Raw genomic sequence first — 17,972 nt, 5'->3', positions numbered from 1 at the left:
CGACGTTCTCCAGCATCGCTCTAGACTGCAGTGCCTAGCGCAGGCGAGGAGGCCATGGGCAAACGCCAACGACGACCGCCCCCACCAATGCCGGTACCCACCCGCCTGCAGCGGCTGGTCGCGCGTGTGCAACGGCCGGTGTTGCTGCTGATGGCCGCGGCCATCGGCGCGAGCGCCGTGGCGAAGCTGTACCTGCTGGCGAAGGCGTTGTCGAGCGGCGTGTACATTGGCGCATCGAGAATCGGCCCGGCACGGGTCTACCTGCTGCAGACCGATCCTGGCCACTATTGGGTCTCGATCGCGTGGGACGGCGTGCTCAGCCTCGTGCTGCTGGCGCTGGCCGTCGCCCTTGGCTGGTCGCTGATGGCACTGCGCAAGCCGAAGTAGTACGCGGCCGCCGGAGCGCCACGGCCATCACTTGGCCAGGCAGCGCTGCCAGCGCTCGGCCACGCGCTGCGCGAACCAGGCGGTGGTGAGCTTGCGGGTGATCTTCGGGCTTTCCAGGGCGATGCCCGGCAGCGCCGCACGCGGCAGTGGCTTGCCGGCATCGCGGTCGGCCAGCGCGAACACCTGGCGATACAGCGCGCTGTCGGCGAAATCCGCCTCGCCGCCGCGCTGCAGCTCGCGGCGGATCGTGCGCGCGTCCATGCCCAATTGCGTGCCCAGGCTGCGTGCGGCGCGCTCGGTGGCACCGGGGGCGTCGAGGTCCGCGCCGGGCGTCAGCAGATCACCATCGAGGGCGAGCGAGATGCCGCTGGCACGCGCCAGCGCAGCCTGGAAGGCGGCATTGCGGCTGGCGTACCAGCCAGCGTTGAAGTCGGCGAAGCGGTACAGCATCGCCGCCTCGTTGGGATAACCGAGCAGGTGGCGGGTACCGAACCAGATACCGCCGCGGCGGCTGAACACCGCGTGGCGCACGCTGTCGCTCAGCGGGTACGGGTAGCCGTCCATATGCGCTTCGGAAAAGGCGATGCTCACCTGCATCGGCCCGGCGGTGTGGACCGGGTTGAGATCGCCGAACAAACGTTGGCCCAGTGGCACGCTGCCGGCGATGTCCTCGAAGAGGGCGCTCAGATCCTGCTCGGTGCGCGCAGCGGCCAAGCGCTCGGCATAGCTGCGGCCATCCGGCCCGCGTAGCTGCAGCGCCGCATCCAGTGCGAACGCCGGCACATGCAGTGCGGTCGCGCGCTTTTGCAGTTCCGCCCGTGCGATCTTGCCTAGCCCCGGCACCGAGGGATTGGTCTGGTAGGTCGATTCCTGTTCGATCACCGCCAGGACCGCGCAGATATTCTCGGCGCTGGTGCCCAGGTTCTGCGAGGCCAGGGCCACGTAGACGTCGTCGGCCCAGCCGCGGCGGTCGGGCACCGTGGCTGGGATGCGCCGGGCGATGTCGGCCTTGACCTCGCTGGGCGTGCGTTCGGGCATGCGTGGCGCCTGCGTGGCGCAGGCGCCGAGCAGGGCGGCGCTGCACACGGCGAGCAGGCGGGCGAAGACGGCGGTGGGCATCGGCGGGGCGGTTCCTGCGGGATGGCGATCGTCTGCATCCTACAGGCGCGGCGTCGGTACCGCGCTAGGGTGCCGGCGTCGCCGCGGTGCGCTCGGAAGTCGCTGCCGCGTGCGCGTCCGCCACATGGATGCCGACGCCACTGCGGCCGGGTGCAAGATCGTCCCGCAGCGTCAGTGCCGGAATCGTGTAGTCGCCGCCATTCTGCTTGCGAAAGGCGATCGGTGCGGCGCTGAACAGCGTATCCAGGCGCTCGCCCAGCGCCGCGCTGGTCTGCGCGAAACGCGCCGCCTCCATGCGTCCGCTGCGGTACACCACGAACGGCGGCAGCACATCGAACCCGGGGTAATGCAGGATGCCGTGCTGGATCGGGAACAGCAGGTCGTCGATCGGCCCGTTGATGCCGCGCGGTGCGTAGTGCGATTCCCAGCCGCCGGCGGTGACGATCAGCATCGCGCGCTTGCCGGCCAGCGCGCCTTCGCCATAGCGATCGCCCCAGTGCGTGTCGGAATGTTCGCCGACGCCGTAGGCGAAGCCGCAGGCATACACGCGATCCACCCAGCCCTTGAGGATGGCCGGCATCGAGAACCACCACAGCGGGAACTGCAGCAGCAGCGCATCGGCCCAGCGCAGCTTGTCCTGCTCGGCAGCGATATCGGCGCGCTGGCGGCCGCTGGCGAAGGCCCGCTGCGAGTCACGCGAAGGATCGAAGCGCGCCTCTGCGGCGCCGTCCAGGCTGTCCTGCGCATCGACCGTGGTCTTCCAGTCCATGGCGTACAGATCCGAGACCTGGACATGGTGGCCGGCGTCCTGCAGGCGCTGCACGGCCACCTGCTTGAGGGCGCCATTGAGCGAGGCGGGTTCGGGGTGGGCGTAGACCAGCAACACGTTCATGCGCGTGCTCCATGAGGGAATGCCGCCACGCTAGTCCGCCGTTCGCTATAGTGGAAATGAATTGCTTTAATGCCCGTTATTACGATGGTTGATCTGCGGCGCCTGGATCTCAACTTGCTGCTGACGCTGGACACGTTGCTCGACACGCACAACGTGACCCGCGCGGCGGCGCGCCTGCATCTGTCGCAGCCGTCGGTCAGCGTGCACCTGGCCAGGCTGCGCGAGGCGCTGGGCGATCCGCTGCTGCTGCCCGGACCACGTGGCATGCGCCCCACCGCCCGCGCCGAGGCGCTGCGTGCCCCACTGCGCGAGGCCTTGCAGGCGCTGCGGCAGGCGGTGGCGCCGGAAGCGCCGTTCGATCCAGCGCGGGCGCAGACGCTGTGGCAGGTGGCGGCTACCGACTACGGCGCTTCCACCGTGCTGCTGCCGGCGATCGCCGGCTTGCGGCGGGTGGCGCCGGGTACCCGACTGGCGGTACTGCAACTGGCGCCGCCGTCGATCACGCAGCAGGCCGAACAGGGCCAGATCGACCTGGCCCTGCATACCGTCGCCGACGCGCCGCCCGGCCTGCACCGCCGCACGCTGTTCGCCGAGCGCTATGTGTTGGTGGGCCGTGCCGGCCATCCGCGGTTACGCCGGCGGCCGAGCCTGGCGCAGTTCTGCACGCTCGAACACGTCATCGTGTCGCCCGACGGCGGCGGCTTCAGCGGCGTGACCGATGCGGCATTGCGTGCGCGCGGCCTGCAGCGTCGCGTGGTGCTGTCGGTGCCGCACTTCCTGTTCGTCGTCGCGGCGCTCCAGCGCAGCGACCTGGTGGCGATGCTCCCCGAGCGCCTGGTGCGCAACCAGCCCGGCCTGCAGGTGTGCGCGCCACCGCTGGAACTGCCGGGCTACGAAATGGCCATGCTCTGGCACGAGCGCGTGCACCGCGATCCGGCGCATCGCTGGTTGCGCGAGCACCTCCTCGCGTCGATCTGATGCCGCGTTGGGTGCGCGACCGCTTCAGCGGCGCGTGGCCAGCACGCCGTCCAGCGCCAGCTGCGCGGCGAAGCCGGCCTTCTCCAGGCGCTTGGCCACCTCGCGCGGCACGTCGCGGCCGCTGGTGAGCTTGTTCGGACTGCCGGTGTAGTGGAACAGCCGGCCCCCGCGGCGCAGGACACGCGCAAGTTGGTCGTAGAAGGTTTGCGCGTAGAGCTCGCCGGCAATGCCGAAGCGCGGCGGGTCGTGCAGGATCGCGTCCATCGACGCATCGGCGATGCCGCCGATGGCGGCGCCGACATCGCCCTGGGTCAGCTGCAGGCGGCCATCGCTGGCGGCCGGATCCGGCGACCAGGGATTGAGCGTGCGCAGCCACAGCACGTCGGCATTCTTCTCGAACGAGTGCAGTCGCGCCACGCCGGCCTCCAGCGCGCAGGCGGCGAAATAGCCGAGGCCGCCGCAGGTATCGAGCACCTGCTTGCCGCGCGGTTCCACCAGCGCCACCTTGCGCCGCGCGTCCTCGAACGGCGACAGCTGCGCGCTGGGCAGCATCTTGATGCCGTCGATTTCGAAGGTGGGCGCGCCCCACTCGGTGGGCACCAGCTTGATCAGCGCGCCGCCGAAGCGCGACACCGCTTCGAAATCCTCGCCATCCCAGTAGTAGAGCGTGCGGTCCTTGAGCTTGCCCGGATACGGGTAGTCGCGCTCCTGCCACTGCCAGCTTTCAGCGCCAAGCAGTGCCTGACCCTGGCTGCGTTCCAGATCGAGCGAGCCGGACCAGGTGGCGGCGCCGGCATCGCGCGCGGCGAGCAGCGCGGCGGCGAGCGGACGGGTGAGCAGGGGGCCGGAATAACGGGTCACGTGGGATCTGCCGGCGCCAGGGCGCGGCACGGGGCTCGGGTGCGGGAGCGCATCGTAACCGACGCGGTGCCGAGAGGGGATGATTGCAACGGGCGAGCGCCGCATTTGCCGTCGCTACGTGCGAAACGCATCGGCGGCACCGGACCAAAGCGCTATCCGGTAGAGGCGCTTTGCTCTCTGGTGCACATCTCACCGGGACCCAGGCACCGCGCCCTGCGCGAGCAGTGCGGCAGCTTCGTTCAATGCGCCATGCCACCGCGTGCCTGGGCAGGTTCCTGTTGCGGGGCCGGCTGCTGCAATGCTTGATCGCGCTGTTGATTCTGCGCATCCACCTGGCGGGTGCTTTCCTGCAGCGTCGGCGCCTGGTCCAGATCGACACGCGCACGAAACCCTGGTGTGGTGCCGGCGACGAACGCAACCTTGTCCTGCACCGTGACCGCCTGCAGTTGCTGCGAGCCCTGGATACCCTCGGCCTTGGCCGCTTGCAGGGTGTGCGCGACTTGCGCGTCGGTGGCGCCGGGCATGCGTTCGCGCAACGCGTTGAAGAACGGATGGTCGGCATGCGTGGCTTCCGAGAGCAGGGGCGAGCGCTTGGCCTCGGCCAAAGCTGCCCGTGTGTCACGTCCGACGACGGCATCATCATCCAGGCCATGCGCGCGCTGGAACTCTTTCAGGGCATGGCGCGTATTGCGTCCGAAGTCGCCATCCGGCTTCAACGGCTTGCCGTCGGCGCCACGGTAGCCAAGTTCAGCCAACTGTTCCTGCAGGGCTCGGGTTTGCTGGTTGCGCTCATCTCCACCCATGCTGGCCAACTGCTGCAGCGAGACCTTGCCGCTCCGGATGTCGGCGACCAGCTCGGGCGTGATGGTCTGGGCCCATTGGTTCGCAGCCTGCACGCGTTCGTTGGCACCGTTGTCGCCACCATTGATGATACGGCCCGCTGCACGGGCGTTGTCGCGCAGGTTCTCCGGTACGCGATCCCGCCAGTAGGCCACCGCGAGATTGGCTGCCGTTTGCGGCTCGGCCGCCAGGTCCGGGTTGTTGGCGAGATCCACATTGAAGCGCTGGCCGTAGCGCTCGTAGTTGTCGCGGCCGGTGTACTGCAGATAGCCGCGGCCATGAAACCGCCAGCCGTCGCCGGGTTCGGTATTGCCGAGATCGGCGCGGTTTTCGTACATCACGGTGGCAATGCGCTGCGGGTCGCGGCTGGCGACGGCGTCCTCCACCTGTTTGCGGGTGAAGCGGTCATCGGCCGAGGAGACCGCGGCGATCACGCTGTCGGCCGAGGTATAGCCCAGGTTCTCGTGCATGCGGCGAAAGTGGCCGGTCTCGACGGCGGCGTTTCCCATCAGGTTGGCCAGTTCCGTCGGCGAGGTGATGCCGGAATCGACGGCAGTCTTGAGCAGCAATGCCGAGCTTTCGTTGAAACGGGGCATGGTTCTCTCCTTGGAATCGGATTACTGGACGACGGCGCGGTGCTTGTCCATGGCGTCCTGCAGTTTTTCTGGGTCGATCTGCGAAATCGGGGTCCATGCGAAGTCCGCCGGATACCTGGCGGTTCCGCGGAAGACCTCCATCGCGCCGCTCTGCGGATTCTCTGCAGGTGCCGTGCTGCTCGCTTCCGCCAGATACCAGGCTTTCTTGGCCGAGTCGTACTTCAGCGTGTAGGTGACATTGCTGCGGGTCTGCTGGTTGACGTAGACGATTTCCTGCGTCTTCAGGCTCAGGTTGTCGTCCAGGCGCTTCGCGTTGCGCGCCACATCGTTGTAGAGGCAGTCGACCGCTTGCGGGCTACGGTCGGCCACGCTCCACGCCGCATTCGCCTGTTGCAGGACCAGCAGCTCGCAGGTATTGCCTGATGCATCGGCATTGGCGTGGCGGACGATGGCGACGGCATCGGTCCCGCCGTTGCCGGTCAGGTCGTGCTGTTTGAAGGCGAGGATCTGGTCTCCCGGCTTGAGCAAGGGTTGCAGGGATGCCTCCCCTGAAAGCGACGCCGCCGGCGAGGCGGGCGCCTTGTCGGTCGTTGGAGCAGGGGAGGGCGAGTCCGTGCCGCCGTTGGCGGCGTGGTCGGCCGGTGTGGTTTGCGCGGACGGCTGGCAGCCGATCAGGCTTGCCGCAAGGAGGAAAGGCAGACAACGAGGCAGTGATGGCATCGGATGGTCTCTGGCTGCATGCAACGGACGCGTTGCGATTGGGTTCAAGGCAGCAGGGAGGCCGACGAGGCGGTCTTGGGTTCGCGTCGTCCTGACACGGAGGCAACTCCCGCTCCCTGGATGCAACCGCGGGCGCACCCTTGGTTGCGCTGAGGCTTATAGCAACGCATTGCTTAAGAATTTGTTGTGTCTTGGACGGTTCGCGCGGTCGCTGCTTCCGTTCCCCCCGCATAATGGGCGCTAGTCCCCGTGTGCCCGGTATGGGGCGCCGTTCGATCGCAAGAGGCTCATGATGCTCAAGGGTGTGCTGCTCGGTTTCGCCTGTTATGCCGCCTACTCGATCAGCGATGCCTTCGTGAAGGGGCTGGAGGGGTCGTTGCCGGCCTACGAGGTGGTGTTCTTCGGGGCGCTGCTGATGCTGTCGGCGCTGCCGTTCCTGAAGAAGCCGGGCGATCGCTGGCGCGAGGTGGTGGTGGCGCAGCGGCCCAGCATCTGGCTGCTGCGCGCGTTCACCGGTGCGGCCGGCAATCTGTCCGCGGTCACCGCGTTCACCCTGTTGCCGATGGCCGAGGCGTTCGCGCTGATCTTCCTGATGCCGATCTTCGTCACCGTGCTGTCGGTGCTGCTGCTCAAGGAAGAGGTGCGCTGGCGGCGCTGGCTGGCGGTGATCGTCGGCTTCATCGGGGTGCTGGTGGTGCTGCGGCCGGGATTCCGGCACCTGGGCCAGGGCCATGTCGCGGCGATCGTCTGCGGCCTGGTGGGGGCGGTGTCGGTGATCAGCCTGCGCATGGCCGGACCTGGCGAGAAGCGCCTGACCCTGTACGGCGCCGGCGTGATCGGCCCACTGCTGATGGGCGGGCTGCTGATGCTGCCGACCTTCGTCTGGCCGAGCTGGCAGCAGTGGATCCTGCTGGCCGGCTACGGCCTGCTCGCCGGCCTGGCCGCGATCTTCATGATGTACGCCTCGCGGGCGGCGCCGATCAGTGCGGTGGCGCCGACCCAGTACAGCCAGATGCTGTGGGCCATCGGCTTCGGCTACTGGCTGTTCCACGACCACCTGGACTGGCCGATGGCGGTGGGCATCGCGCTGATCCTGGGCGCCGGGCTGTTCACCCTGGTGCGCGAGGAGAAGGTCACGCGGTGGTGGCGGCGCACCAAATTGGTGTGAGTGTCGCCGCCTGAGCCGATCTCGGTCGCCACACCGGCGCCGATCAGGAAATCGCCGATACGGCCGCGCGCGCAGCGCGGCGATGCTGCCGACTCACGGACGAGGCAGGGCAGCGGCGCGTGGCTGCGAGGGATCGCTGCGGTCGTCGCGTCATCGGACTTTCCTTATCAAGATCGGAGAACGGCATGACGAACAATGCGATGGGGCAGTTGCTCGACGCCGCGGCCCATGCGGGCGCGGCCGGCGTGCGGGTGGTGGCAGGCGTGGTCAGCGCGGACGGTGCGGTCCGCAACGGCGCGGGGTACACGGTGGCGCATGTCAGCACCGGGCATTACCTGGTGAGCTTCCAGCCGCCGTTCCAGGCGCTGGACGGGGTGTCGGTGACCCAGATCTATCCCGGCGACGGCAACACCTGCGACAACGCGGTGATCATCCGCCTGGATGCGGGCCAGGTCCTGCTGAAGACCGGCGATGGCGGCGGCAACCAGTCCGACCGCGATTTCAGCTTCGTGGCGATCGGGCAGGGCGGCGCGCTGGCCTGAGCGACGGCCCCCGCGGCGTGCCGGGCGGCATGCGGCGCCGCCCGCGCCGCTGCGGGGGCCACCCGGCGCACGCGCGGCTGGCGCGCGCTGCCGCCATCTTCTATGTTTGCAGGCTAATCCCTCGCGATGGCCTGCGCTCATGACCGATCCGTCCGCCCAGCCCGACCACCTGCAGCGCAGTCTGTCCAACCGCCACCTGCAGTTGATCGCGATCGGCGGGGCGATCGGCACCGGCCTGTTCATGGGCTCGGGCAAGACCATCAGCCTGGCCGGGCCGTCGATCCTGTTCGTGTACCTGATCATCGGCGTGATGCTGTTCTTCGTGATGCGCGCGATGGGCGAGCTGCTGCTGTCGAACCTGGAGTACAAGTCGTTCATCGACTTCTCCACCGACCTGCTGGGGCCCTGGGCCGGGTTCTTCTGCGGCTGGACCTACTGGTTCTGCTGGATCATCACCGCCATCGCCGACGTGATCGCGATCGCCGCCTACGCGCAGTTCTGGTTCCCGACGCTGGCGCCGTGGATCCCGGCGATGCTGTGCGTGCTGTTGCTGCTGGGGCTGAACCTGGTGACGGTGAAGCTGTTCGGCGAGATGGAATTCTGGTTCGCGCTCATCAAGATCATCGCGATCTGCGCGCTGATCCTCACCGGCGCCGGCCTGGTCGCCTGGGGCTTCCAGTCGCCGTCCGGGCATGTGGCCTCGCTGGCCAACCTGTGGAACGACGGCGGCATGTTCCCGATGGGGCTGGGCGGGTTCTTCGCCGGGTTCCAGATCGCGGTGTTCGCCTTCGTCGGCATCGAGCTGGTCGGCACCACCGCCGCCGAGACCGCCGACCCGCGCCGCAACCTGCCCAAGGCGATCAACTCGATCCCGGTGCGCATCCTGGTGTTCTACGTGCTGGCGCTGGTGGCGATCATGGCGGTGACGCCATGGCGCGAAGTGGTGCCGGGCAAGAGTCCGTTCGTGGAGCTGTTCGTGCTGGCCGGCGTGCCGGCCGCGGCCAGCCTGATCAACTTCGTGGTGCTGACCTCGGCCACGTCCTCGGCCAACAGCGGCATCTTCTCCACCAGCCGCATGCTCTACGGCCTGGCCGAGGAGCGCCACGCGCCGCGCGGCTTCGCGCGGCTCTCGCGTGCGGCGGTGCCGGCGCGCGGTCTGTTGTTTTCCTGCGCCTGCCTGCTCGGCGGCACGGTGCTGATGTACCTGATCCCGAACCTGGTCACCGCGTTCACCCTGGTCACCACGCTGGCCGCGGTGCTGTTCATGTTCGTCTGGTCGCTGATCCTGTGCGCCTACATCGCCTACCGGCGCAAGCGCCCGCAACTGCACGCGGCGTCTGCATTTAAGATGCCCGGCGGCGTGGTCATGTGCTACGTGTGCCTGGCGTTCTTCGCCTTCGTGCTGGCGCTGCTGACCCTGCAGGCCGATACCCGCCAGGCATTGTTCGCCAGCCCGGTGTGGTTCCTGCTGCTGGGCGTGGGCTACGCGTTGAAGCGCCGCAGCGCCTGAACCGGTGCGCGCGGCGGTCGTTGACGCTCCGCGCGCGCTGGCGGATGCTCGCGGCCTTTCCTGCGCGAGCCCGTCCCGATGATCACTCTCCATCGCCTTGGCGGCACCTCCGACACACCGGTGTGCTGGGTGGACCTGTGCCAGCCGAGCGAGGCGGACCTGGCCGAGGTCGACCGCAAGGTCGGCTTCGCCGTGCCGACGCGCGCGGCCATCGGCGAGATCGAGTTCAGCAGCCGGGTGCGGGTGGAAGGCGAGGTGCTGTTCCTCAACGTGCCGCGCTTCCAGGACGAGGACGGCCCGACCGCGCCACTCGGTTTCGCGGTGTCGCCGCGGGTACTGGTGACCCAGCGCGAGCAGCCGATGGCCTCGCTGGACGCGGTGGCTGCACAGTTGCAGCACAGCCCCTGCCACAGCACCGACGACCTGCTGCTGCGCCTGCTCGACGAACTGGTCGGGCGCCTGGCCGACCGCCTGGAAGCGCTGGAGGCGCAGATCACCGAGACCACGCGCGCCGCGTTCGCCAAGCCGCATGCGCGGCACAAGTCGCGGCACCTGGAGCGGATGCTGCACGACGTCGGCGACATGGGCCGGCGTCTGGGCGGCATGCACAACGCCGGCCACGGCCTGCTGCGCCTGGCCACCTACCTGGACGACGCCGCGCCGGACTGGTTCGGCGAGGACGCGGCCAAGCGCATCGGGCTGTTGCACAAGGATCTGTCCACGCTCATCGAATTCGAGCAGCACCTGGACGATCGCATCGAGTTCCTGCTCGACAGCGTGCTGGGCATGATCAACGTCGACCAGAACAACGTGATGAAGGTGATGGCGGTGGCCTCGGTGGTGGGCATCCCGCCGACGGTGCTGGTCGGCATCTGGGGCATGAACTTCGCGCACATGCCCGAGCTGAAATGGCACGACGCCTACTACTGGGCGCTGGGCGTGATCGCGCTGAGCATGCTGTTGCCGCTGGCCTGGTTCCGCCGGCGCGGCTGGGTCTGAGCCACTGCGCGCGGCGCCGGCCGCGCAGGATCACGCCGCGAGGCTGTCGGCCTGTGTTGCGGCGTCCGCCGCGTCGTGCTCTTCGCCGCTGACGTGCTGCACCGGGGCGATGTCCCACGACACCGTGTCCGGATCGATCAGGGCGTGGATCGCCGCGCCCTGCAGTTCGCGCATCAGTCGCCGCGCCGAGGCGGTGCCGTGCGCCACGCTGTCCCACAGCACCATGTCGACCACGCTGCCGTCGCGGCGGCGGGCGATGCGCCGCGAGCGGAAGCCGGGCTGGCGCTGCAGCCACGCATCGACCTCGGCGTTGGCGCGCAGGAAGGTGCGCCAGGTACAGTCCAGCAGGCGGAAGGTGGCGATTTCCAGGGCTTCGGTATGGGGATGCATCGGTCTCTCCTGCGGTCTGCATCGCCCGCACGGCGCGCTGGCGGCGACGCGGCAGCGCGACGGCGGGGCATGGGGGAAGGGACAGGGCCGAACGGCCGGAACAGGCGGGCAGGGGCGGGCGTTCCGGGACGGCGCCGGTAGGGGAACCGGCCGACACAGGATGCTGGCCCGCGCCGCCGGCGCGTTAGCGCGATCCAACGGAATTCTTGTACGATCCTGCAAGCCGCGTCGCGCCGTGGTCCGTGCCGGCGCAGCATCGTGCAAGCTTGCCTTCCTCCTCCGCACGCTACGGCGCCCTTGCCGATGACCGCGCTCGCCCACCGCTACCAGGAAATGGCCGCCCTGGTTGCCCGATTGGCCACGCCCGATGGCGACCACGAAAGCGCCATCGAAGGCTTCTTCTGTTCCTACCGCTCCGCGCCGTCGCCGAAGACGCACACCGCGCAATGGCCGGTCTTCGCGCTGGTGCTGCAGGGCGAGAAATGCCTCACCCTGGGCAACGAGGAGTACCGCTACGGGGTCGGCACCTTTCTGCTGGTGACGCTGGATCTGCCGGTGGTCTCGCGCATCACCCAGGCCAGCCCGGAACAGCCGCTGCTGGGCGTGGGCATGTCGATCCGGCCGGACCGGCTGCGCGAACTGCTCGAGCGCATTCCCTTGCCGCCGCAGGTCGGCGCCGAGCGCCCGCGCGGGGTGTCGGTCAACACCGCCTGCCCGGACCTGCTGGATGCCACGCTGCGCATGCTGCGGCTGCTGGAACGCCCGGCCGACATCGCCGCGATGGCGCCGCTGATCGAGCAGGAGATCCTGTACCGCCTGCTGGTCGGGCCGTGCGGGCCGAACCTGCTGCGCATCGCCCAGGAGGACAGCCCCAGCAACCGCATCGCCAAGGCCATCGCCTGGCTCCGCCAGCACTACGCCGAGCCGCTGCGGATCGAGGACCTGGCGCGCCAGGTCAACATGAGCGTGTCCTCGCTGCATCACCATTTCAGCGCGGTGGCGGCGATGACGCCGCTGCAGTACCAGAAGCAATTGCGCCTGCGCGAGGCGCGGCGGCTGATGGTGGTCGAACGCATGGACGTGGGCGCGGCCGGCTACCGCGTCGGCTACCAGAGCCCGTCGCAGTTCAGCCGCGAATACAGCCGGCTGTACGGGCGTTCGCCGCGCAGCGACCTGGCCGAACAGCTCGGCCTGGCGGGTTGAGCCGTGCTGGTACTGCGGGACGCCGTGCGCAGCTGACGTGCTGCTGCTTGATCGACGACAGGACATCTCCCATCACGTCGAGGCGCGTCCCGTAGGAGCGGCTTCAGCCGCGACGGGCGTTCCCGATAAAGCGCGTCGCGGCTGAAGCCGCTCCTACGAGACGAGGAGCGGCATCCGGCTTGTGTGTCGCGGGATCAAGCGATTCGAGGTGCGCTGCAGGCAGCGCGTTGGTGCGCTTCGGCGCCCGTGCAGGACCGGTGCAGTCCTGCAAGGGCGCCACGGGTTACTGCAGTTGCTTGAGCCGCGCGACGATCTCTTCGGCGTGGCGCTCGATCAGGCCTTCGGAGGTGCCCCAGGCGGTGCTGTTGGTCGACTCCACATCGAACTGCGCGGCGGTCTTGCCGTTGGCATCGGCGATGGCAACGCGGCTCTTGATCTTGTCGCGCCCGGCCATGATGCCGGCCCAGAAGCGCGCACCGTTGCTGCGCATGTAGTAGTGGTCAATGACGATGGTCATCTTGCGCGCGTTGGCCTGGCCCTGCGTGCCATGCAGGTGCGCCGCGTCCAGTTGCGCGTCGAGCTGGCCGCGGAACATGGCCAGGCTCTCGGCATCGGTGTCGTCGTTGCCGGTGAGCTGGTACCAATAGGTTTCGGCGGTGGTCGCCTTGTAGCGCTGGTGCACCACGCTGTTGGTCGTGCAGCCGGTGGCCAGCAACATCACGCCCAGCAGCGCGAGCGTTCTCCATGGCAGTCGCATGCTCTCTCCTTGTCGAGGTCCCCATGCCGGGGCGAACGCCGCCGGCTGCGGCAGCATAGCGGCTGCGCGCGGTGGGGGGGGGCGGATGCCTACGGCCTCGTCTCCGGCTCGCCCAACCACGCCGCCACGACCCGCGCATAGGCACCGCTGGCCTTGCTCAGGTGCAGCCACTGGTCCACGTAGGCCTTCCAGGCCATGTCATCGCGCGGCAGCAGGAAGGCCTTTTCGCTGTACTGCAGCGGCTGCTGCGGCGCCACCGCGCACAGGCCCGGCACCTGGCGCTGCTGGAAGCGCGCCTCGGAGGCGTCGGTGATCATGACGTCGGCGCGGCCCTCGCGCAGCTCGCGGAAGATGGCGGGGTTGTCGTCGGACAGGATCAGGTGCGCATGCGGCAGTTCGCGGCGGGCGAAGGCCTCGTTGGTGCCGCCGCGCGGCTCGATCACCCGCACCTCGGGGCGGTCGATCCGGGCGATGTCGCCGTAGCGTGCGCGGTCGGCGCAGCGCACCAGCGGGATCTTGCCGTCGACCTCCAGCACCGCGCTGAACCAGGCCTGGCGCTGCCGCGGCAGCGACACCGAGATGCCGCCGACGGCGATGTCGCAGCGGTCGGCAAGCAGGTCCGGCAGCAGGCTCGGCCAGCGCGTGGGCACCCATTGCAGCTTGACCTCCAGGCTCTCGGCCAGCGACTGCGCCAGGGCGATGTCGATGCCTTCGTAGCCGCCGTCGGCGCGCAGGCGGCTGTAGGGCGCGTAGTCGCCGGTGGTGCACACGCGCAGCACGCCGCGTTGCAGGACGCTGTCCAGATGCGACGGGGCGGCGTGCGCCGGCAGCGTGAGTATGGCGCCGAGCAGGGCGGCGGCGAGGCGTCGGGTCATGCGGTTCTCCTGCGGCAGGGCGGGCGTCGGCGCCCGCTGGCTGTACGCCGGCTGTCGCAGCGCCGGCGCGCGCCACCTTAGCCGGTTTCCGCGCAGGCCGGCGCAATCCCTGGCAGGACAAGGCTTTGCGTGCCCAGAGGGGCTGCAGGTGGCGCCGTGTCGTCGCCCGCCGCGCGCGGCGGCACGCGCCGGCAACGGAACTCGCGGCACGCTGTACCGGTCCATCCCCCCACATCCGCTCTCGCGCCTGCCCATGGATCCTCGACCGTCGTGACCGCCCTCCCTGCGCAAGACCGTTGGCAGCAGCTGTGGGCGGCACTGGCGACCGCGATGATCCTGGCCTTGCTGGGGCGCCTGCTGTGGGGCGCGCCGTCGGTGTTGCCGCGCGCGGCGACCGAGGATGCGTTGCGCCTGGTGTTCCTGCCGCGGCAGTCCGCACAGCGCGCTGCGGACCCGCCGCAGGCCGCCACGCAGGCGCCGTCGGCGGCCGCGCGCACGCCGGCGGCCATGCGGCAGCCACGCGGCGCCGAAGCGCCGCCGTCCACGTCCACGTCCACGTCCACGTCCTCGCCGACAGCGACGCCGGCGCCGACGCCGACGCCGACGCCGACGCCGACCACCGCGGCCGGCACGCGGATGGCGGCGACGCTCTATACCGGCGATGGCCGTCCACGCCTGCCGGACGGGGTGGCGGTGGATCCGTTCGCGCAGGCGCAGGGCACGCCGCCGGGGACGCTCAATCCGCGCGACGTGGCCAAGTCCAAGCGCCTGCTCGAACGGCCCAACCCGATCGATTACCGGTCCACGCGCTTCGACAAGGACTGGGCCAGCGACGGCACCCTCGGCGACGTCGCCGTGCAGGGCATCGACCGGGCGATCAAGCAGCTATTGCCCAAGAACACCCATCAGTCGGCGGTGGCGCGGCCGCCGCCGGACGTGCGGTTCAACCCGGCGCTGCACGAGCGCGCCAGCGACCTCGGCAGCGAGGCCACCGGCGATGCCTACAAGGCCGCGCCGATCGCCTTCGAAAAGGCACCCGGATTGGAGGGCGAAGCCAGCCGGCGGATTCGCCAGGCCCTGGCCGACCTGCAGCAACGCCGGGGCGCCTGTCCGGCGGCGCAGCGCGCGCGCCTGCTGGCGCCGGTGCAGCAGCACCTGGACGCGCTGCTGCAGGTGGAAACCGCCATGGCCAAGGGCGCCGACCCGATCCGCGCGCAGCAACTGCTGCCGCGCGAGGCCGACAGCGCCTACGACCTGGCGCGGCGCGCGCTGTGGTACGCCGACCAGAAGCTGGCGGCGTGCGCGCCATAGGCGGTGATTCGACCTTGGTAGCGTCGGGACTGAAGTCCCTCCCACAGTGCGCCCGCCAGCTTGCTGCGGATTCCTGTAGGAGCGGCTTCAGCCGCGATGGCTTTCCAGGGAAGGCCTCGTCGCGGCTGAAGCCGCCCCTACGGGTGTGCTCCCCTCGGGTGTCGGAGGCGTCCTTCAGCCGCGCAGGCGGAGGATGCGGTGTATTCGACTTGGAAGCGTCGGGACGGAAGTCCCTCCCACAGTGCACCCGCCAGCTTGCTACGGATTCCTGTAGGAGCGGCTTCAGCCGCGATGGCATTGCAGGGAAGCCGTGGTCGCGGCTGAAGCCGCTCCTACGAGGGAGGCGCTGTCGGGCAGCGTACCGAACCCCGCCATCACTCGCCTCGACGCGCGCTGCGCGATGATGCGCGCCCGTCCCGTCCGATCAGTTGCCCGATGCCGCTCGCCCGTGCCGCGCTGTGCCTGTTGCTGTGCTGTGGCGTCGTCGCCGGCGCTTCTGCGCGCACCGTGTACCGCTGCGTGCGCGATGGCACGGTCAGTCTGGCCACGGCGCCGGAACCGGGCTCGCGCTGCACGCCGAAGGAACTGGACGATGCCGCGATCGCCACGCCCAACCTGTGGGGCAACCTGGGCGTGTTCAGCGGCACATTGTACGAGCGCGAGCAGGACGGCCAACTGGTCTACTCCACGCGCAACCTGCCGGGCTCGCGGCCCTACCTGCGCTTCACCGCCGTGACCCCGCCCGGCGAGAGTGCGCATCCCGGCCTGGGCAAGCTCGGGGCGCCGCAACTGCGGGTGCACGCCCGGCCGTTCCGTGCCGCGGCCCGTGCCACCGGGGTGGACGAGCCGTGGCTGCGCGCGATCGCGCATGCCGAGAGCGGCTTCGACGCCGCCGCGGTCTCGCCCAAGGGCGCGCAGGGGGTCATGCAGCTGTTGCCGGAGGTGGCGAAGGAATATGGCGTGCGCGACCCGTTCGCGGCCGACCAGTCTATCGCCGGCGGTGCCCGCTACATGCGCGCGCTGTTGCGCCGCTACGCCGGCGACCGGGTGCTGGCCGCGGCAGCCTACAACGCCGGCATCGGCACGGTGGCGCGCTACGGTGGCGTGCCGCCGTATGCGGAGACCCGCGAGTACATCGACAAGGTGATGGCGCTGTACCAGCGTTACCGCACCGCGATGGGCATCGCGGTGGAGACGCCGGCGCAGTAGCGTGGCGGCTCAGCGCAGGCGTTCGATCAGGCGGGACAGCAGCCTGCCCGGCGTGAAGGGAATGCGTCCGATCTGCGCGGCATCGAGGTGGTCGAGTTGCGCCAGCAGCCGCGCGAAGGTCTCCACCTGTTGCTGCGCATACCCAGGGTCCAGGCGCGCGATGCCGCCGTCCGGCAATACCTGGCAGAGATAGTCGGGGATCGGGCAGTTGGCCACGACCGGGATGCCGGCCTGGTACAGCGGCTGGCCCTCGCCGAGCATCGCCACGTCCAGGCGCGGCGACAGGGTCAGCGCACGCAGTTTGCTGCGCCCGGCGCACGCCTGCCGATACAGCGCATCCAGCGTCGGCGTGGCGGTGTACACCAGGTCCCGTTCCAGCTTGCCGGTCGGTGCCGGCGTGCCGGCCGCCAGGTCGTCGCGCCATTCGGTGCAGCCGAGGTGTTCGATGGTGATGCCGGCCACCGCGCGCGCGTGGCTGCCATGGCCGTCCCACAGCTGCGGATGCCGTTGCAGCCAGGCCGAGGTCGCCTGGCGCCCGCGCACGCCGATCTGCGGCAATTGGAAATGGCCGGTGACCAGCACGAACACCAGGGTGCGGCGACGCGCCGCGCGCGGCAGCGCGGCGAAGGCGTGGGCCAGTGCCAACACGCCGGCCGCGCCGTTCTCCTCGCAGGCGTTCGGTCCGTCGGTATGGGTGTTGACGATGATCGTCTCGTCTTGCGCACGGCCCGGCAGCACGGCATACAGCGTGTCGGTGGTGGTGTCCTGCAGCGTGGCGTGCAGGGTCAGCCGCGCCTGCCTGCGCTGCGCGGCCGCGGCACGCAGCGCCTCGGCGTGACGCGCACTCACCCATACCGCGGGAAGGTCGCGGTACGGCGTGGTGAACGGGAGGATCTGGCCCTGCAGTTGCGCCTCGGAAACGCCCTCGAACACGCAGATCACCGCGCGCACGCCCTGCCGTCGCGCCTTGTCCAGCGCCACCGCCTGCAGGCCGGTCAGTAGCGGGGTGGTGATGGGCGACTCCGCGAAGTCGGCGTCACCGTCGGGCAGCCGCGCCTTGCGCTTGAACGCCAGCGTCAGCAAGGTCCGGTCGAGGTCGCGGCGGCGCAGGACCACCACCGCGATCTTGCCGCGTGCCTTGCGGAACGAGCGCGGGCGGCCGTCGAACCAGACCAGCTCGCCGGCGAGGCCGTCGGGTGCGGTGGTGCCGGAATAGGGCAAGGGCGCCGCGACCGCGATCACGCTGCCGTCGTCCAGGGTCAGGTGCGTGGCATGCGCCGTCCAGCGGCGTAGCGGCAGGTGGTCGCGCTGCACCTGCAGGCCCAACGCCTGCAGTTCGGCGGCCAGGAAGTCGATCGCCGCAGCGTGCGCCGGGGTGCCGGTCAGGCGCGGACCGAACCCGTTCAGGCGTTCGATCCACTGCCACAGCTGGGCCTGCGACGGCAGGCCGCGCACCACCTCGGCCTGTGCGGCCATGTCCCGGTCGGCCACGTCACCGACCGCGGAGGCGCCGGTCGCGGTCATCGCTCACGCTCCTGCCGGCCCTGCGCAGGCCGACACACCCCACGGTGCGTTCGGCGCGAGGCGCGTGCCCCGGCCGGGCGACGTCTGGACG

18 protein-coding genes are annotated in these 17,972 nt (G+C 69.8%); 9 read left to right on the top strand and 9 right to left on the bottom strand.

The features are described 5' to 3' along the window. Window positions 1–87 precede the first annotated feature (87 nt). On the top strand, window positions 88–387 hold the full coding sequence (locus FHR56_RS02220) for a hypothetical protein (protein ID WP_160946209.1): 300 nt from the start codon (window positions 88–90) through the stop codon (window positions 385–387). A gap of 27 nt (window positions 388–414) precedes the next feature. On the opposite strand, the gene FHR56_RS02215 is transcribed toward FHR56_RS02220, so the two are convergent. Together FHR56_RS02215 and FHR56_RS02210 are read right to left on the bottom strand one after the other, a co-directional pair. Beyond that, the gene (locus FHR56_RS02215) at window positions 415–1,506 is read right to left on the bottom strand and encodes a DUF1615 domain-containing protein (RefSeq protein WP_160946210.1); all 1,092 of its coding nucleotides are present in this window, start codon (window positions 1,504–1,506) and stop codon (window positions 415–417) included. Between the two features lie 64 nt (window positions 1,507–1,570). Continuing rightward, window positions 1,571–2,398: an NAD(P)H-dependent oxidoreductase gene (locus FHR56_RS02210; protein ID WP_160946211.1), complete on the bottom strand. Its 828-nt coding sequence runs from the start codon at window positions 2,396–2,398 to the stop codon at window positions 1,571–1,573. 84 nt (window positions 2,399–2,482) lie between these two features. On the opposite strand from FHR56_RS02210, the gene FHR56_RS02205 reads away from it, so the two are divergent. Next, on the top strand, window positions 2,483–3,376 hold the full coding sequence (locus FHR56_RS02205) for a LysR family transcriptional regulator (protein ID WP_160946212.1): 894 nt from the start codon (window positions 2,483–2,485) through the stop codon (window positions 3,374–3,376). 24 nt (window positions 3,377–3,400) lie between these two features. Here the strand turns inward: FHR56_RS02205 and FHR56_RS02200 are convergent, their stop codons facing one another. The 3 genes from FHR56_RS02200 to FHR56_RS02190 form a co-directional block, all read right to left on the bottom strand. Continuing rightward, entirely contained in the window at window positions 3,401–4,237 is an 837-nt protein-coding gene (locus FHR56_RS02200) for an SAM-dependent methyltransferase (RefSeq protein ID WP_160946213.1), read from the bottom strand. Between the two features lie 239 nt (window positions 4,238–4,476). Then, window positions 4,477–5,673 carry a peptidoglycan-binding protein gene (locus tag FHR56_RS02195; protein ID WP_160946214.1) on the bottom strand — a complete coding sequence of 399 codons (1,197 nt, stop codon included), beginning with the start codon at window positions 5,671–5,673 and terminating at the stop codon, window positions 4,477–4,479. A gap of 21 nt (window positions 5,674–5,694) precedes the next feature. After that, window positions 5,695–6,393, bottom strand: a complete 699-nt coding sequence (locus FHR56_RS02190) for a hypothetical protein (RefSeq protein ID WP_237473083.1) — start codon at window positions 6,391–6,393, stop codon at window positions 5,695–5,697. 292 nt (window positions 6,394–6,685) lie between these two features. Between FHR56_RS02190 and FHR56_RS02185 the strand changes: the two genes are divergently transcribed. From FHR56_RS02185 to FHR56_RS02170, 4 genes are all read left to right on the top strand, one after another. After that, a complete protein-coding gene (locus tag FHR56_RS02185; protein ID WP_160946215.1) occupies window positions 6,686–7,561 on the top strand; it encodes a DMT family transporter in 876 nt (291 codons plus the stop codon). A gap of 185 nt (window positions 7,562–7,746) precedes the next feature. Next, window positions 7,747–8,103 (top strand): hypothetical protein, encoded by a 357-nt coding sequence (locus FHR56_RS02180; protein WP_160946216.1) that lies wholly within the window; start codon window positions 7,747–7,749, stop codon window positions 8,101–8,103. Between the two features lie 139 nt (window positions 8,104–8,242). Further along, entirely contained in the window at window positions 8,243–9,613 is a 1,371-nt protein-coding gene (cycA, locus tag FHR56_RS02175; protein ID WP_048490601.1) for a D-serine/D-alanine/glycine transporter, read from the top strand. Window positions 9,614–9,691: 78 nt separating this feature from the next. Beyond that, window positions 9,692–10,612 (top strand): CorA family divalent cation transporter, encoded by a 921-nt coding sequence (locus FHR56_RS02170; RefSeq protein WP_160946217.1) that lies wholly within the window; start codon window positions 9,692–9,694, stop codon window positions 10,610–10,612. Window positions 10,613–10,642: 30 nt separating this feature from the next. Here FHR56_RS02170 and FHR56_RS02165 read toward each other — a convergent pair whose 3' ends face one another. Beyond that, window positions 10,643–11,002, bottom strand: a complete 360-nt coding sequence (locus FHR56_RS02165) for a hypothetical protein (RefSeq protein ID WP_160946218.1) — start codon at window positions 11,000–11,002, stop codon at window positions 10,643–10,645. 303 nt (window positions 11,003–11,305) lie between these two features. On the opposite strand from FHR56_RS02165, the gene FHR56_RS02160 reads away from it, so the two are divergent. Next, complete coding sequence (locus FHR56_RS02160; protein ID WP_160946219.1) at window positions 11,306–12,205, top strand: AraC family transcriptional regulator; 900 nt, start codon at window positions 11,306–11,308, stop codon at window positions 12,203–12,205. Window positions 12,206–12,488: 283 nt separating this feature from the next. Here FHR56_RS02160 and FHR56_RS02155 read toward each other — a convergent pair whose 3' ends face one another. After that, window positions 12,489–12,962, bottom strand: coding sequence for a DUF4410 domain-containing protein (locus FHR56_RS02155; RefSeq protein WP_160946220.1), 474 nt, complete (start codon window positions 12,960–12,962; stop codon window positions 12,489–12,491). Between the two features lie 89 nt (window positions 12,963–13,051). Continuing rightward, window positions 13,052–13,837 carry a transporter substrate-binding domain-containing protein gene (locus FHR56_RS02150; RefSeq protein ID WP_160946221.1) on the bottom strand — a complete coding sequence of 262 codons (786 nt, stop codon included), beginning with the start codon at window positions 13,835–13,837 and terminating at the stop codon, window positions 13,052–13,054. Window positions 13,838–14,107: 270 nt separating this feature from the next. Between FHR56_RS02150 and FHR56_RS20550 the strand changes: the two genes are divergently transcribed. Beyond that, complete coding sequence (locus FHR56_RS20550) at window positions 14,108–15,148, top strand: hypothetical protein (protein ID WP_237473084.1); 1,041 nt, start codon at window positions 14,108–14,110, stop codon at window positions 15,146–15,148. Window positions 15,149–15,583: 435 nt separating this feature from the next. After that, on the top strand, window positions 15,584–16,357 hold the full coding sequence (locus FHR56_RS02140; RefSeq protein ID WP_160946222.1) for a lytic transglycosylase domain-containing protein: 774 nt from the start codon (window positions 15,584–15,586) through the stop codon (window positions 16,355–16,357). A gap of 9 nt (window positions 16,358–16,366) precedes the next feature. Here the strand turns inward: FHR56_RS02140 and FHR56_RS02135 are convergent, their stop codons facing one another. Beyond that, on the bottom strand, window positions 16,367–17,881 hold the full coding sequence (locus FHR56_RS02135) for a hypothetical protein (protein ID WP_160946223.1): 1,515 nt from the start codon (window positions 17,879–17,881) through the stop codon (window positions 16,367–16,369). Window positions 17,882–17,972: the final 91 nt, after the last annotated feature.

The organism is Xanthomonas sp. F10, from assembly GCF_014206815.1.
GTDB classification, from domain to species: domain Bacteria; phylum Pseudomonadota; class Gammaproteobacteria; order Xanthomonadales; family Xanthomonadaceae; genus Xanthomonas_A; species Xanthomonas_A indica.
The sequence above is the reverse complement of the archived record's forward strand: the minus strand, read 5'-3'. Positions and strand labels throughout refer to the sequence as shown.